Source organism: Actinoplanes sp. NPDC051633 (genome assembly GCF_040681735.1).
In the GTDB taxonomy this organism is placed as follows: Bacteria; Actinomycetota; Actinomycetes; order Mycobacteriales; family Micromonosporaceae; genus Actinoplanes.
The window spans coordinates 1-14,851 of sequence record NZ_JBFAZH010000006.1; the positions used below are offsets into that span (position 1 = coordinate 1).

General features: G+C 70.4%; 11 protein-coding genes. 3 read left to right on the forward strand and 8 right to left on the reverse strand.

Annotated features, from left to right (window positions below; genetic code table 11):
- Positions 1 to 747: tyrosine-protein phosphatase (locus tag AB0M20_RS00855; RefSeq protein ID WP_364291562.1), on the forward strand; the 747-nt coding region annotated here is incomplete at its 5' end.
- A 13-nt stretch (positions 748 to 760) separates the two neighbouring features.
- Here AB0M20_RS00855 and AB0M20_RS00860 read toward each other — a convergent pair.
- Entirely contained in the window at positions 761 to 1,873 is a 1,113-nt protein-coding gene (locus AB0M20_RS00860; RefSeq protein ID WP_364291565.1) for a branched-chain amino acid aminotransferase, read from the reverse strand.
- A 107-nt stretch (positions 1,874 to 1,980) separates the two neighbouring features.
- Positions 1,981 to 3,006 carry a 3-isopropylmalate dehydrogenase gene (locus AB0M20_RS00865; protein WP_364291624.1) on the reverse strand — a complete coding sequence of 342 codons (1,026 nt, stop codon included), beginning with the start codon at positions 3,004 to 3,006 and terminating at the stop codon, positions 1,981 to 1,983.
- Positions 3,007 to 3,463: 457 nt separating this feature from the next.
- Between AB0M20_RS00865 and AB0M20_RS00870 the strand changes: the two genes are divergently transcribed.
- A complete protein-coding gene (locus tag AB0M20_RS00870; protein WP_364291568.1) occupies positions 3,464 to 3,832 on the forward strand; it encodes a hypothetical protein in 369 nt (122 codons plus the stop codon).
- Here AB0M20_RS00870 and serA read toward each other — a convergent pair.
- The 6 genes from serA to AB0M20_RS00900 all read right to left on the reverse strand — a co-directional run bounded on the left by serA (position 3,819) and on the right by AB0M20_RS00900 (position 12,878).
- A complete protein-coding gene (gene serA / locus AB0M20_RS00875; protein ID WP_364291571.1) occupies positions 3,819 to 5,417 on the reverse strand; it encodes a phosphoglycerate dehydrogenase in 1,599 nt (532 codons plus the stop codon). The genes AB0M20_RS00870 and serA overlap by 14 nt on opposite strands.
- A 117-nt stretch (positions 5,418 to 5,534) precedes the next feature.
- Complete coding sequence (mpgS, locus tag AB0M20_RS00880; protein ID WP_364291574.1) at positions 5,535 to 6,782, reverse strand: mannosyl-3-phosphoglycerate synthase; 1,248 nt, start codon at positions 6,780 to 6,782, stop codon at positions 5,535 to 5,537.
- 166 nt (positions 6,783 to 6,948) lie between these two features.
- On the reverse strand, positions 6,949 to 7,962 hold the full coding sequence (gene ilvC / locus AB0M20_RS00885; protein ID WP_364291577.1) for a ketol-acid reductoisomerase: 1,014 nt from the start codon (positions 7,960 to 7,962) through the stop codon (positions 6,949 to 6,951).
- Positions 7,963 to 7,986: 24 nt separating this feature from the next.
- Entirely contained in the window at positions 7,987 to 8,502 is a 516-nt protein-coding gene (gene ilvN, locus AB0M20_RS00890) for an acetolactate synthase small subunit (protein ID WP_364291580.1), read from the reverse strand.
- Positions 8,502 to 10,337, reverse strand: a complete 1,836-nt coding sequence (locus AB0M20_RS00895; protein WP_364291583.1) for an acetolactate synthase large subunit — start codon at positions 10,335 to 10,337, stop codon at positions 8,502 to 8,504. Before AB0M20_RS00895 ends, ilvN begins: the two co-directional genes overlap by 1 nt.
- 153 nt (positions 10,338 to 10,490) lie before the next feature.
- On the reverse strand, positions 10,491 to 12,878 hold the full coding sequence (locus AB0M20_RS00900; RefSeq protein WP_364291586.1) for a bifunctional diguanylate cyclase/phosphodiesterase: 2,388 nt from the start codon (positions 12,876 to 12,878) through the stop codon (positions 10,491 to 10,493).
- 120 nt (positions 12,879 to 12,998) lie between these two features.
- Between AB0M20_RS00900 and ilvD the strand changes: the two genes are divergently transcribed.
- On the forward strand, positions 12,999 to 14,846 hold the full coding sequence (gene ilvD, locus AB0M20_RS00905; protein ID WP_364291588.1) for a dihydroxy-acid dehydratase: 1,848 nt from the start codon (positions 12,999 to 13,001) through the stop codon (positions 14,844 to 14,846).
- Positions 14,847 to 14,851: the final 5 nt, after the last annotated feature.

Consider the following 14,851-nt stretch of genomic DNA (forward strand, 5'->3'; position numbering starts at 1 on the left):
GTGACCGACACCCCCCACACCCGGAACGTGTCCTTCTCGACGGCTTACAACTTCCGCGACGTCGGCGGTTACCCGGGTCTGGACGGCCGGACGGTCCGCTGGCGCAGGCTGTTCCGGACCGACACGATCCACCGGCTCGAGGGGGCCGACTGGGACACGTTCGAGGCTCTGGGTGTGAAGACCGTGATCGATCTGCGGCGGGTCAACGAGGTGGAGAAGCACGGCCGGGTCCGGGACTACGAGGGCCTGACCTATCGCAACCTGGTGCTCAAGCACGTCGCGTGGGAGGACCTCGAGCGGCAGGACGACATCGACCGCGAGCGGTGGATGGCCGACCGCTATCTCAACTTCATCGACGAGGGCCATGAGGCGCTGCACGGCGCGCTGTCGGTGATCGCCGACCCGGCCGCGGCGCCCGTGGTCGTGCACTGCATGGCCGGCAAGGACCGCACCGGTGTGACGCTGGCCCTGACCCTGGCCCTGCTCGGGGTGTCGGACAAGCTGATCGCCGAGGACTACGCGCTGACCACCACGGCCATGCAGGGGCTGGTGGAGTACCTCAAGGTGCACAACCCGGCGGCGGTCGAGGGCAACGAGCACATGTTCGACTCGCCGCCCGGCGCGATGCTGCTGTTCCTGTCGGATCTGCGGGCACGGCACGGCTCGGTCGAGGAGTACGTCCGGTCGATCGGCGTGACCGACGAGCAGGTGGCCGCGATGCGCGACCACCTGCTGGAAGACGGCTAGAGCACAGAGTCGGCTAGAGCACCCTGTGCACCCAGCCGAACGGGTCCTCGGCCCGGCCGCGCTGGATGTCGACCAGTTCCTGACGCAGGCCCATCGTGACTTCACCCGCCCCGCCGTCGGCGACCCGGAACTCGCCCTCCTGGGAGCGGACCGCGCCGATCGGGGTGATCACCGCGGCCGTCCCGCAGGCGAAGACCTCGCGAATCCGGCCCGAGGCGGCGCCGTCGCGCCACTCGTCGAAGCTCACCGCGCGCTCCTCGACCCGGCGGCCGGCCCGGTGCGCCAGCTTGATGATCGAGTCGCGGGTGATGCCCGGCAGGATCGTGCCGGTCAGCGGCGGCGTGACCAGGCTGCCGTCGTCCATCACGAAGACCACGTTCATGCCGCCGAGCTCGTCCACATAGCGGCGCTCCACCGCGTCCAGGTAGACGACCTGCTCGCAGCCGTGCTCGATCGCCTCGGCCTGGGCGGAGAGACCGGCCGCGTAGTTGCCGCCGCACTTGGCCGCGCCGGTGCCGCCGGGCGCCGCCCGCGTGTAGTCCGGCGTGACCCACACCGTGACCGGCTTGACGCCGCCGGCGAAGTACGGGCCGACCGGCGACGCGATCACCAGGTAGAGATACTCCATCGCCGGCCGCACGCCGAGGAACACCTCGCTGGCGTACGCGAACGGGCGCAGGTAGAGGCTGCCGTCCTCGGTCTGCGGGATCCACTGCCGGTCGATCGTGATGATCTGCCGCAGCGACTCGAGGAACGTGGCCTCCGGCAGCGCCGGCATCGCCATGCGCCGGGCCGACTCGCCGAACCGGGCCGCGTTGGCGTCCGGCCGGAACATCGCCACGCCGCCGTCCGGCATGGTGTACGCCTTCAGGCCCTCGAAGATCTCCTGCGCGTAGTGCAGCACCGCGGTCGCCGGGTCCATCGGGATCGGCGCGCGCGCCTCGACCCTGGGCTCGTACCAGCCCTTACCGTCGGCGTACCGAATGGTGACCATGTGGTCGGAGAAGATCCGTCCGAAGCCGGGGTTCGCCAGGAGCGCGGCGCGCTCGGCGTCGCTCACCGGCGCAGGGTTCGGACGGATCTCGAAGTAATCCTCGGGATGGGCGAGGTTGTCACCACCACTCATGGCACGTGACCTGCTTTCTGAAAGTTTGAGTGAGCACGAATCTACCCCGAACGTTCGTTAAGAACGATCGGGTGAAGGGAGTGCGGAGAAGGGAGTACGGGGAAAGATCAGGCCGCGGAGGCGACCCGGTCACCGACCTCGGCGGTGCGCAGCGGCGCGCCCGGAACCCGGGACGCGACCTCGGCCGCGACCGCCCCGGTTACTCGACGGGCCGCGTCGTCGTGCCCGAGGTGCTCGAGCAGCAGCGATGCGGAGAGGATGGCGGCCGCCGGGTCGGCGATGCCCTGGCCGGCGATGTCCGGCGCGGAGCCGTGCACCGGCTCGAACGTCGACGGGTAGCGGCGCTCCGGGTTGACGGAGCCGCTCGCGGCCATGCCGATGCCGCCGGTCACGGCAGCGGCGATGTCGGTGAGGATGTCACCGAAGAGGTTGTCGGTCACCACCACGTCGTACCGCTGCGGGTTGCTGACCAGGAACATGCTGGCCGCGTCGACGTGCTGGTATTCCGTGGTGACGTCGGGGAACTCCGCGGCCACCGTCTGGAACGTGCGCATCCAGAGGCCGCCGGCCTTGGTCAGCACGTTGGTCTTGTGCACGAGCGTGAGATGCCGCCGCTCGCGGCGCTGGGCGCGGGCGAAGGCGTCGCGGATCACCCGCTCGACGCCGTGCCGGGTGTTCAGGCTCTCCTCGGTGGCGATCTCGGCCGGGGTGCCCTGGTGCAGCACGCCGCCGGCGCCGACGTAGAGGCCCTCGGTGCCCTCGCGGACCACCACCATGTCGATCTCGCCGGGCTTGACGCCGGCCAGCGGGCTGGTGGTGCCGGGCCAGAGCTTGCTGGGGCGCAGGTTCACGTACTGGTCGAAGTCGAAGCGCAGCTTGAGCAGCAGGCCCCGCTCGAGCACGCCGGGCGGCACGCTCGGGTCGCCGATCGCGCCGAGCAGGATCGCGTCGTGGCCGGCCAGCTCGTCCTCGACCGTCTGTGGGAGGACCTCGCCGGTGCGGTTGTAGAAGCGGGCGCCCAGGTCGTAGTCGGACCACTCGACGCCGGGCAGGACGGCGTCGATCACCTTGCGGGCCTGCGCGGTCACCTCGGTCCCGATGCCGTCGCCGGCCACCACCGCGATCCGCGCCACGCTCACGTCTGCTCCCCACTCGATCCGACCCGGCCAGCGTAGTCGCGTGTCCCGATCTTCGGTCGTCGGGTCTCACTTAATGGACGTTAAACAAACAACCCCCTGGCCGCGGCAACGACCAAGGGGCTGTAGTGACGAATCGCGTGGCTCGCGCCCGCCGGGGGGTGCTAGCCGCGGCGTGGCGGCGGGCCCGTCACCCGAAGACGAGTCCACCGCTACGAAGCGCGGCAGGACCAACGCTAGCTATGCGGACCAATTACGCGCAAGACAGCTTTTGCCTTTAGTCCGGTCAAGGGTGGCGGCGGGGCTGTGGACGGCTTTTGCCTTTAGTCCGGTCAAGGGTGGCGGCGGGGCTGTGGACGGCTTTTGCCTTTAGTCCGGTCAAGGGTGGACGGCATCCACCGCGTGTCGGCTCACGGATCAACGGATGCGACGGCCGGTATGGCACCATGCGCCGGTGAGTTTCGACCTCGTGGTGTGGGCCATGGACAAGACGGATATGCCGGACGCGGTGCGGGCGGCCAACGCCCGATGCGCGCGTGGCGATCATCCGCAGCGCCCCGCCGACCCGCGCGTCGTCGCCTTCTATGACGCCCTGACCTCCGAATACCCGGACCGCGGTCCGCGCGCCACGGAGCCCGGCTCGCCCTGGGCCGGCGCGCCGCTGCACGCGGCCGCCGACCACATCAAGATGCGGCTGGACGAGGACTGCCCGGACGAGGTGCTGGAGCGCATCGAGCGGCTGGCCGGCGAGCTGAACCTGGATCTGCTGGATCTGCAGGACGGCACGGTGTACCCGCCGCCGGTCCGCGCTACTCGACCCTGAGGTCCGCCAGGCTGGCCCGGGAGGCGCCGATCGCTTCCGCCGCGGCGGAGAGCAGGTCCGCGTCCACCGAGGAGTCCACGGTCAGCGTCATCAGCGCCTCGCCGCCCGCCTCACGACGCGCCACCTGCATGGCCGCGATGTTCACGCCGTGCTCGCCGAGGATCGACCCGATCGAGCCGACGACGCCGGGCCGGTCCGCATACCGGAAGAACAGCAGGACCCCCTCGGCCCCGAGCTCCAGGTCGAAGCCGTCGACCTCGGTCAGCCGGCGGACCTCCCGCGAGCCGGTCACGGTGACCGTGCCGGCGACGCTGACACTGCGGCCGTCCGGCAGCGCGCCGCGGATCGTCACCAGGTTGACGTGGTCGGTCGGCTCGTCCACCGTCACCAGCTCGACCTCGACACCCCGCTCGGCGGCCAACTGCGGCGCGTTGACGTAGGTGACGCGCTCCTCCACGATCGACGCGAAGAGTCCCTTGGTCGCCGCCAGGCGCAGCACGGTGACGTCGTGCCCGGCGACCTCGCCGCGGACCTCGACGGTCACCCCGGCGGCGACGTGCCCGGCCACCGCGGTGAACACCTTGCCGAGCTTCTCGGCGAGCGGCAGCAGCGGCCGGACCTGCTCGTCGACGACGCCGCCGGTCTGCACGTTCACCGCGTCCGGCACGAACTCGCCGAGCAGCGCCAGCTGCACGCTGCGAGCCACCGACAGGCCCGCCTTGTCCTGCGCCTCCGCGGTCGACGCGCCCAGGTGCGGGGTGACCACGACGTTGTCCAGGCCGAACAGCGGCGACGAGGTGACCGGCTCCTTGACGAAGACGTCGACGCCGGCGCCCGCCACCCGGCCCTCGGCCAGCGCGTCGGCCAGCGCCTGCTCGTCGATCAGGCCGCCGCGAGCCGCGTTCACGATGCGTACCGACGGTTTCACGGTGGCGAGCTCGCGCTCGCCGATCAGGCCCAGGGTCTCCGGGGTACGCGGCAGGTGCACCGAGATGAAGTCGCTCTCCCGCAGCAGCTCGTCGAGTCCGACCAGCCGCACCCCGAGCTGCGCTGCCCGGGCCGGCTGCACGTAGGGGTCGTACGCGATCAGCCGGGTGCCGAAGGCGGCCATCCGCTGCGCGAACAGCACTCCGATCCGGCCCAGCCCCACCACGCCGACGGTCTTGCCCTGCACCTCCACGCCGGTGTACTTGGACCGCTTCCACTCGCCGTTCTTGAGCGACGCGCTGGCGCTCGCCGTGTGCCGGGCCACCGCGAGCAGCAGCGCGATGGCCTGCTCGGCGGCCGAGACGATGTTGGAGGTGGGGGCGTTGACCACGAGCACACCGCGGGCGGTGGCCGCGGGCACGTCCACGTTGTCCAGCCCCACCCCGGCACGGGCCACGACCTTGAGTTTCGGCCCCGCGGCGAGCGCCTCGGCGTCGATCGTGGTGGCACTGCGGATGATCACCGCGTCGGCCTCCGGCAGGGCCGCCAGCAGCGCGGACCGGTCGGCGCCGTCGACGTGCCGGACGTCGAAGTCGGTGGCCAGGACGTCGAGGGCGGCCGGGGCCAGCTCCTCCGCGATCAGGACTACGGCGCTCATGCGTCTCCATCCGAATGCTGGGGAATTCGGATGTTAGACGCGACTGCGGCCACCGTGGGAGGTCATCCCACAATGACCGCAGTCACACACGGGTAACCGGGCCGCAGCAGCACTCGATCAGACCGGGATTCGATCTCGTTCGATCGGCGGGGACGCCGGCAGGCCCGCCGCGGCCCGGCCGTCGAGCTGGCAGAAGGTCTGCGCCTCGGCGTCCAGCGCGTCGTAGAGCAGGTCCAGCGCGAGCGTGCCGACCGGCGGATACACCCGCTCGCGCGGCGGCTCCTGCCCGATCTCCAGCGCACCCTGCGACACCATGAAGTCGAGAATCGCCTGCCGCACCGCGGGCAGGGTGATCTGCGAGTGGTAAAGCACGTTGAGCGCTTGCATCCGCATGCTCACGACGTGCTCCTCCCCCTTGTTGTCGTGGAAGTGCGGATTGCGCGTCTCGATCTGCAGCACCGGGACGGAGCTGGCCATCACTTCCGGATGCGGGCTCTCGAGGATGCCGCCGAACTGCTCGAACAGGTCGACGTACTCGTACGGCTCCACCGCGAACCCACCGGCCAGCCGCAGCTTGAGGCCCAGCTCCAGGCTCATCGCGTGCTCGCCTGCGTTGCCGGTCGCGATGACCTCGGTGCCGAAGTGCGAATACTCGGCCAGGAAGCGGTTGAGCCACTCGTTGGTGACCTCGGAGCTGCGGCCGCGGCGGCTGAAGAACAGGCGGCCGTCGCGCAGCTTGGGCTTGGAGTGCCAGGAGATCCGGACCATCGAGTACGGCGACTCGGCCAGGGCCAGACCCGCCGCGTACGCCTTGCAGTACTCGTGCACCGCGCCCGGCACGTAGTTGTCCGCGTCCACGTAACCGATGTACCGGCGACCGGTCATCGCGGCGACGGCCATGCCGACCAGCATCGCCTCGCCCTTGCCGGCCCGGATCAGGCCGGCGTCGTCGATCAGCTCGTCCATGCCCGCGGCCTTGAACGCGGCCGCCACGCCGGGATCGCGCTGGTGCACGGTGATCGCGGACCGCCCGGCGAGGCGGCAGAACTGCTCGACGGTCTGCGCCTCGATCTCGTACCGGTCGACCGGGCCCCGATCGCTGTTCGACACCAGAACGATCAGACAGTCGTGCGGAATGCCGGAGAGCACGCCCTCGATGACACTCCGGGTCTCGTTCATGCACGGCACGATGACGACCAATTGCGTTTCGACGGCGCGCAGGGCCTCCGGCCCGACGATACGGCTACCACCCGACACGCCGAGCGTGTCGGCAAGGGCGCCCGAGTCGAGCTCGATCACCCGTTGCAGCTCGTGAATCCGGACCGCGCCGAAGCGCTCACTCCGGAAGGAATCAGCCAGTCGCATGCGGCGAGGCTAACCGACGAATGCACCCTCCCCGAGTGCCTTGCCTCGACAATTCGGCAACGGCGCTGACCAGGTAAGCAGCACGTAACGGCCGCGTTTCAGGTAATCATCCGGTCACGCAAAGCGCCCGGTAGGAGTTCCCACCGGGCGCTTTACCTCGGTCGAATCAAGCGGTCTCGGTAATCGGCCGGTCGACCCACGACATCATGTCGCGGAGCTTCTTTCCGGTCACCTCGATCGGGTGCTTGGCGCCCTCCTCACGGTACTTGGTGAGCGCCGGGCCGCCCGCGTCGTCGTCGGCGATCAGCGCGCGGGTGAACTCGCCGGACTGGATCTCGGCGAGGATCTTCTTCATCTCGGCCTTGGTGTTGGCGTTGATCACGCGCGGGCCGCTGACGTAGTCGCCGAACTCGGCGGTGTCCGACACGCTGTAGCGCATCCGGGAGATGCCGCCCTCGTACATCAGGTCCACGATCAGCTTGAGCTCGTGAAGGCACTCGAAGTACGCGATCTCCGGCGCGTACCCGGCCTCGGTGAGCACCTCGAAGCCGGTCTGCACCAGCGCCGCCGTGCCACCGCAGAGGACCGCCTGCTCACCGAACAGGTCGGTCTCGGTCTCCTCCTTGAACGTGGTCCTGATCACGCCGGCGCGGGCGCCACCGATCGCCGCCGCGTAGGACAGCGCCAGGGCCAGGCCCTCGCCGGTCGGGTCCTGCTCGACCGCGACCAGGCAGGGCACGCCCTTACCGTCCACGTACTGGCGGCGGACCAGGTGTCCCGGACCCTTCGGGGCGACCATCGCGACGGTCACGTCGGCCGGCGGCTCGATCAGGCCGAAGCGGATGTTGAGGCCGTGGCCGAAGAACAGCGCCTTGCCGGCGGTCAGGTTCGGGGCGATCGACTCGTTGTAGATCTTGCGCTGCGCGGTGTCCGGCGCCAGCACCATGATCACGTCGGCCCACTCCGACGCCTCGGCCGGGGTCTTCACCGTGAGACCCTGCTCCTCGGCCTTGGCCCGGCTCTTGGAGCCCTCTTTCAGGCCGACCACCACGTCGACGCCCGAGTCGCGCAGCGACAGCGAGTGCGCGTGGCCCTGGCTGCCGTACCCGATCACGGCGACCTTGCGTCCCTGAATGATCGACAGGTCGGCGTCGTCGTCGTAGAAAACTTCCGCTGGCATGACTTCCCTCTAGGTTTCTGTGTGTCAGGCGGCGCGCAGCGCCGGGCCGGTCGTGATGGAGCGGGAACCGCGGCCGATGGCCACGAGGCCGGACTGCACCATTTCCTTGATGCCGTACGGCTCCAGATCGCGCAGCAACGCGTCGAGCTTGTCCGGGTTGCCGGTCGCCTCGATGGTGAGGGTGTCCGGCGCGACGTCGATCACCTTCGCGCGGAAGAGCTCGACGGTCTCGAGCACCTGGGCTCGCTGCGCGCGATCGGCACGCACCTTGACCAGCAGAAGCTCCCGCTGGACCGACTGCTGCGGGTCCAGCTCCACGATCTTCAGGACGTTCACCAGCTTGTTGAGCTGCTTGGTCACCTGCTCCAGGGGTGAGGATTCGGCGTTGACCACGATCGTGATGCGGCTGACGTCCGGGTTCTCCGTCTCGCCCACCGCCAGGGAGTCGATGTTGAAGCTGCGCCGGGAGAAGAGGCCGCTGACCCGGGCCAGCACACCCGGCTTGTTCTCCACGAGCACGCTCAGCGTGTGCTTGGTCATCAGAGGTCGTCCTCTTCGAAGGTGGGACGGACGTCCCGGGCGAACATGATCTCGTCGTTGCTGGTGCCGGCCGCGACCATCGGCCACACCATCGCGTCCTTGCCGACGGTGAAGTCGATGACCACCGGGGCGTCGTTGATCGCCATGGCGGCCTCGATGGTCTTGTCCACATCGGCGGCCGACTCGCAGCGCAGGCCGATGCAGCCGAGCGCCTCGGCCAGCTTCACGAAGTCGGGGATGCGGTGCTTATGGGTGCCCAGGTCGGTGTTGGAGTACCGGCCCTCGTAGAACAGGGTCTGCCACTGCCGCACCATGCCGAGGTTGCCGTTGTTGATGACGGCGATCTTGACCGGGATGCCCTCCAGCGCGCAGGTGGCGAGCTCCTGATTGGTCATCTGGAAGCAGCCGTCGCCGTCGATCGCCCACACCGCCGTGTCCGGCCGGCCGACCTTGGCGCCCATCGCGGCCGGCACCGCGTAACCCATGGTCCCGGCGCCGCCGGAGTTGAGCCAGGTGCCCGGCTTCTCGTAGGAGATGAACTGCGACGCCCACATCTGGTGCTGCCCGACCCCGGCCACATAGATCGCGTCCGGGCCGACCAGCTTGCCGATCCGCTCGATCACGTACTGCGGGGAGAGCGTGCCGTCGGTCGGCTCGTCGTACCCCAGCGGGTAGCGCTCGCGCAGGTCGTTCAACTGCGCCCACCACTGCTGGTACGCGCCGGCGCCGGCTGATGGTCCAGTCCCGACGGCGGCGATCAGCTCGTCGATGACGTGCCGGGCGTCGCCGACGATCGGGACGTCGGCGTGCCGGTTCTTGCCGATCTCGGCCGGGTCGATGTCGGCGTGCACGACCTTCGCGTCCGGCGCGAAGGAGTCGAGCTTGCCGGTGACCCGGTCGTCGAAGCGGGCGCCCAGCACGACCAGCAGGTCGGACTTCTGCAGCGCGTACACCGCGGGGACCGTGCCGTGCATGCCGGGCATGCCCAGGTGCTGCGGGTGCGAGTCGGGGAAGGAGCCGAGTGCCATCAGCGTGGTGACCACCGGCATGCCGGTCTGCTCGGCCAGCTTGCGCAGACCCTCGGTGGCGCCGGCCTTGATGACGCCGCCGCCCACGTAGAGCACCGGGCGCCGGGCCTGGGCGATCAGCTTGGCCGCCTCGCGGATCTGCTTGCCGTGCGGGTGCAGCGTCGGGCGGTAGCCGGGAAGGTCGAGAGTGGGCGGCCAGGAGAACGTGGTCTGCGCCTGCAGCACGTCCTTGGGGATGTCGACCAGCACCGGGCCGGGCCGGCCGGTCGCCGCCAGGTGGAACGCCTCCGCCATGATCCGCGGCACCTCCTCGGCGTTCTGCACCAGGAAGTTGTGCTTGGTGATCGGCAGCGTGATCCCCTGGATGTCCGCCTCCTGGAAGGCGTCCGTACCGATCGCCGGACGGGCCACCTGGCCGGTGATCGCGACGATCGGCACCGAGTCCATGTAGGCGTCCGCGATCGGCGTGACCAGGTTGGTCGCGCCCGGGCCGGAGGTGGCGATGCAGACGCCGACCTTGCCGGTGGCCTGCGCATAGCCGGTCGCCGCGTGACCGGCGCCCTGCTCGTGGCGGACCAGGATGTGCCGGACCTTCGAGTCGTAGAGCGGGTCGTACGCGGGCAGGATCGCGCCCCCGGGGATGCCGAAGGCCACCTCGACGCCGAGAGCCTCGAGGGACCGCACGAGCGAGCCGGCGCCGGTGGTCGGCGCGGGGCTCGCGACTACTCCGTGCTGTCCGGCGGCGGCCGCCACGGTGGCCGGGTTGGCTCGGTGGGCGAGGGTCTCGGGAGTGGGTGGTCTCGTCATCGCTGAAACCTTCGGGTCAAAGGGCTGGGGTGTTTGGATCCGGGCAACAAAAAAGGCCCTCGTGCGTCAGATGCACGGGACCTTGCGCGCTGGTCACCTCGACGAGGCGGGCAGCGCGCTCAAATAAGTACTCGAACCGACAAACACATGCGGCTAACCTTGCCCGATCTCACGCGATGAGTCAACAGATCCCACATTCTGATCACTCGGTGGTGATTCCCCGCTCTGCTCGGCCGGCAGAACGGCCCTCAGCTGCCGCATCCCGGGCCCGAGCATGACCACCTGGCTGCGCGCCGTAGCGCCCGGCGGCGGCGCGGGTCGCGGCAGCGGCGTGGGCTTCGGCGCGATCGCCGGGCGCAGCGATCGCAGCTGGGCGGCCAGGTGCTCGGCCGGCACCCCCCAGCCGAACAACGAGCCCTGCCCGAGCCGGCAGCCGGCCTCCTCGACGACCGCACGCTGGGCCGGCGTCTGGATGCCCTCGGCCAGCACCTCGAGGCCGAGCCGGTGACCCAGCCGGACCACCACGTCCACCAGCGGCGCGGCGGTGCCGGTGCGCGACTCGGGCTCGGCCACCAGCCGCTGGTCGATCTTCAGGATGTCGATCGGGAGCGTCCGCAGCTGCCCGAGCGACGAGTATCCGGCGCCGAAGTCGTCGAGGGCGATGCGTACGCCGGTCGCGCGAAGCTCGCCGAGCCGCCTGACCAGCTCCTCGACGTCGGTGGCGACGGCGTGCTCGGTCACCTCGAGCACCAGCCGCTGAGCGGGCACGTTCAGCTCACTCAGCACGTCGGCCACCTGCGCGGCGTAGTCCGCCGCGTGCAGCTCCTTGGGTGACAGGTTCACCGACACCCAGACGTCGTGCCCGTCGACCAGCCAGCTCGCCAGCTGCCGGCACGCCTGCCGCAGCACCCAGTGCCCGAGGCGGTTGATCAGCCCGGACTCCTCGGCCACCGGGATGAACTCGTCCGGCCGCACGTTGCCCAGCGTCGGGTGGTGCCAGCGCAGCAGCGCCTCGGCGCCCACCGGCCGCATCGACGGCAACGCCACCACGGGCTGGAAGACCAGGCTCAGCTCGTCGCGGTCGATCGCGTGCCGCAGTTCGTTCTCCAGCGTGCTCCGGCGCTGCAGCAGCTCGTCGTAGCGGACCTCGTAGCGCTCGACGCGGTTCTTCCCGCGCTGCTTGGCGTAGCGCAGGGCGAGATCGGCGTCGCGGATCAGCCGGTTGCTGTCGCCCGGGCACCCGGCGACGCCGAGGCTGGCCGACAGGAAGATCGAGATGCCGTCCACCTCGTACGGCTCGCCGAGCACCGCGAGCAGGCGCTTCGCCGCCAGCATCGCCTCGTCGGGGGTGGCGTGCATGAGCACGGCGAACTCGTCGCCGCCGAGCCGGGCCGGCACGTCGCCGGAGAGCAGGTTGCGCCGCAGCCGAGCGCCGACCTCGGCGAGCACCGCGTCGCCCACGTCGTGCCCGCGCATGTCGTTGACCGTCTTGAAGCCATCGAGGTCGATGCCGACCAGGCTCAGCGGGCCCGGCTCGGCGGGGCGGCCGTCCGGGTACGGATCGCGCAGTGCCCGGACCAGGCCGCGGCGGTTGGCCAGGCCGGTCAGCGGGTCGGTGTGGGCGAGCTCACGGAAGTGCTTCTCGCTCTGTTTGAGCTGCAGCGTGTAGCGCTTCACGTCGGTCAGCGCCAGATACTGCCGGGTCACCAGCAGCAGGCCCTCGACACTGGCGGCGGCCATCCCGGCGGGATCGATCGAGCCGCCGGCCCACACGTGGTAGACGGCCGCGCCGATGATCGCCAGCACCGGCACGAAGGCGAACGCGTTGCCCCGCTGGATCGCGTCGCCGGTGGGCCGCACCGGCCGGTCGACGATCTGCACGGCCCGGGCCACCACGAACAGCCCGGCCGGCAGCGCCAGCCCGCCGGCGAGAACCGCGAGATCGTTCTGCCGGCAGATGCCCCCGGAGAGCAGCAGCGCCGAGATCGCGACCAGGGTCACGCCGAGCGCCACCCGCACCGTTCCGTTCCGCGGCCGGTGCGCATGCAGCGCGAGGACCACGGTCAGGCCGATCGCCAGCGTGCCCACCACCGCCGGGATGAGCAGCGCCACGCAGATGTACGTGTCGCCGAAGACCCGGGTCGGCGGCGCGATCAGCACCCAGCCGACGAAGCAGAGCGCCGCCGCGACGATCGCGCCGTCGCAGAGGTTGCGAAGGATCGTGCCGCGGGTCTTGCCCGACCCGGGCAGCAGGACCGTGCCGGCCAGCAGCGTGGTGGTGCCGAGCGCCATCGCGGCGGCCATGGTGTTGCCGAGCAGCGTGCGGGGCTCGTGGGACACGTGATGCGGCTCGATCAGCCCGCTGATCACCCCGGCCAGCGCCGCGGCCGAGACGAGAGCGCTGCCGGCGGCGAGCAGCTGGTGGGCCCGGCGCGCGGCTCCCGTGTGCTTTCGTCCCCATTTTGCCAGCAGGGCAACGGCCGGGACCGCGATCACAAGGCTCGCCAGCCCGGCCAGCTCCACGCCGGACGGTGAATGCACGACAACACTGTGCCGGATCTTTCGCGTTTACACGAGTCCGGTTTCTGCCCGTCACTGCTCAGCCGTCCCGTGCTGTGGACCACACGGTCGGTTGAGCGGTGACGGTGGCAGACTGTGGGGATGCCTGAACTGCGCTCCCGGACCTCGACCCACGGTCGGACGATGGCCGGCGCGCGTGCCCTCTGGCGCGCCACCGGCATGACCGACGACGACTTCGGCAAGCCGATCGTGGCCATTGCCAACAGCTTCACCCAGTTCGTGCCGGGGCATGTCCACCTCAAGGACATGGGCGGCCTGGTCGCCGACGCGATCGCCGAGGCGGGCGGGGTCGGGCGCGAGTTCAACACCATCGCCGTCGACGACGGCATCGCGATGGGCCACGGCGGCATGCTGTACTCGCTGCCCAGCCGCGAGCTGATCGCCGACGCGGTGGAGTACATGGTGAACGCGCACTGCGCCGACGCCCTGGTCTGCATCTCCAACTGCGACAAGATCACACCGGGCATGCTGATCGCCGCGCTGCGGCTGAACATCCCGACGGTCTTCGTCTCCGGCGGCCCGATGGAGGCCGGCAAGACGATCGCCATCGAGGGCGTGGTGCACGAGAAGCTCGATCTGGTCGACGCGATGAGCGCCAGCGCGAACGAGAACGTGACCGACGCCCAGCTCGACACCATCGAGCGGTCGGCCTGCCCGACCTGCGGCTCCTGCTCGGGCATGTTCACCGCCAACTCGATGAACTGCCTGACCGAGGCGATCGGCCTGGCGCTGCCGGGCAACGGCTCGACGCTGGCCACGCACGCCGCGCGCAAGGCGCTCTTCGAGCGGGCCGGCGCGCTGGTCGTGGACATCGCGAAGCAGTACTACGAGAACGACGACACCTCGGTGCTGCCCCGGGCGATCGCGTCCCGCGACGCCTTCGAGAACGCGGTGGCGCTGGACGTGGCGATGGGCGGGTCCACCAACACGGTGCTGCACCTGCTGGCCGCGGCGCGCGAGGCGGAGCTCGACTTCACCGTCTCCGACATCGACGCGGTCTCGCGCCGGGTGCCGTGCCTGTCCAAGGTCGCGCCGAACAGCCCGAAATACCACATGGAGGACGTGCACCGGGCCGGTGGCATCCCGGCCCTGCTGGGCGAGCTGGACCGCGGCGGTGCGCTGCGGCGTGACGTCCGGGCGGTGCACTCCCCCGACCTGAGCACCTGGCTCGACGCCTGGGACATCCGCGGCGGCAAGGCCTCCGAGGAGGCGCTCGAGCTGTTCCACGCGGCGCCGGGCGGGGTCCGCACGACGCAGCCGTTCTCCACTCAGAACCGGTGGGCGACGCTGGACACCGACGCGGTCGAGGGCTGCATCCGGTCGGTCGAGCACGCGTACACGGCGGACGGCGGCCTGGCCATCCTCTTCGGCAACCTGGCGCCCGACGGCTGCGTGGTGAAGACCGCCGGGGTGGCCGAGGAGCTGTGGAAGTTCAGCGGGCGGGCCCGGGTCTTCGAGAGCCAGGACGCCGCGGTCGCCGGCATCCTCGGCAAGCAGGTGGTCGAGGGCGACGTCGTGGTGATCCGGTACGAAGGACCGCGCGGCGGCCCGGGCATGCAGGAGATGCTCTACCCCACGTCGTTCCTCAAGGGCCGCGGGCTGGGCAAGGCCTGCGCGCTGATCACCGACGGCCGGTTCTCCGGCGGCACCTCCGGGCTGTCCATCGGCCACATCTCCCCCGAGGCGGCGTCCGGCGGCCTGATCGCGCTGGTCGAGACCGGTGACGAGATCACCATCGACATCCCCGGCCGGTCCATCACGCTGAACGTGGGCGACGACGAGCTGGCCCGCCGCCGGCACGCCCAGGAGCAGCGGGAAAAGCCCTTCTCGCCGGTCGACCGGCAGCGGCCGGTCTCGGCCGCGCTGCGGGCCTACGCCTCGATGGCGACCAGCGCCAGCGACGGCGCCTACCGCCGGGTGCCGGACTGAGAACG

Bases quoted from the DNA above. Each gene is read 5' to 3' on its own strand.
- AB0M20_RS00860 (WP_364291565.1), bottom strand. From the start codon at position 1,873: ATGAGTGGTGGTGACAACCTCGCCCATCCCGAGGATTACTTCGAGATC.
- serA (WP_364291571.1), bottom strand. From the start codon at position 5,417: ATGAGCGCCGTAGTCCTGATCGCGGAGGAGCTGGCCCCGGCCGCCCTC.
- mpgS (WP_364291574.1), bottom strand. From the start codon at position 6,782: ATGCGACTGGCTGATTCCTTCCGGAGTGAGCGCTTCGGCGCGGTCCGG.
- ilvC (WP_364291577.1), bottom strand. From the start codon at position 7,962: ATGCCAGCGGAAGTTTTCTACGACGACGACGCCGACCTGTCGATCATT.
- ilvN (WP_364291580.1), bottom strand. From the start codon at position 8,502: ATGACCAAGCACACGCTGAGCGTGCTCGTGGAGAACAAGCCGGGTGTG.
- AB0M20_RS00895 (WP_364291583.1), bottom strand. From the start codon at position 10,337: ATGACGAGACCACCCACTCCCGAGACCCTCGCCCACCGAGCCAACCCG.
- ilvD (WP_364291588.1), top strand. From the start codon at position 12,999: ATGCCTGAACTGCGCTCCCGGACCTCGACCCACGGTCGGACGATGGCC.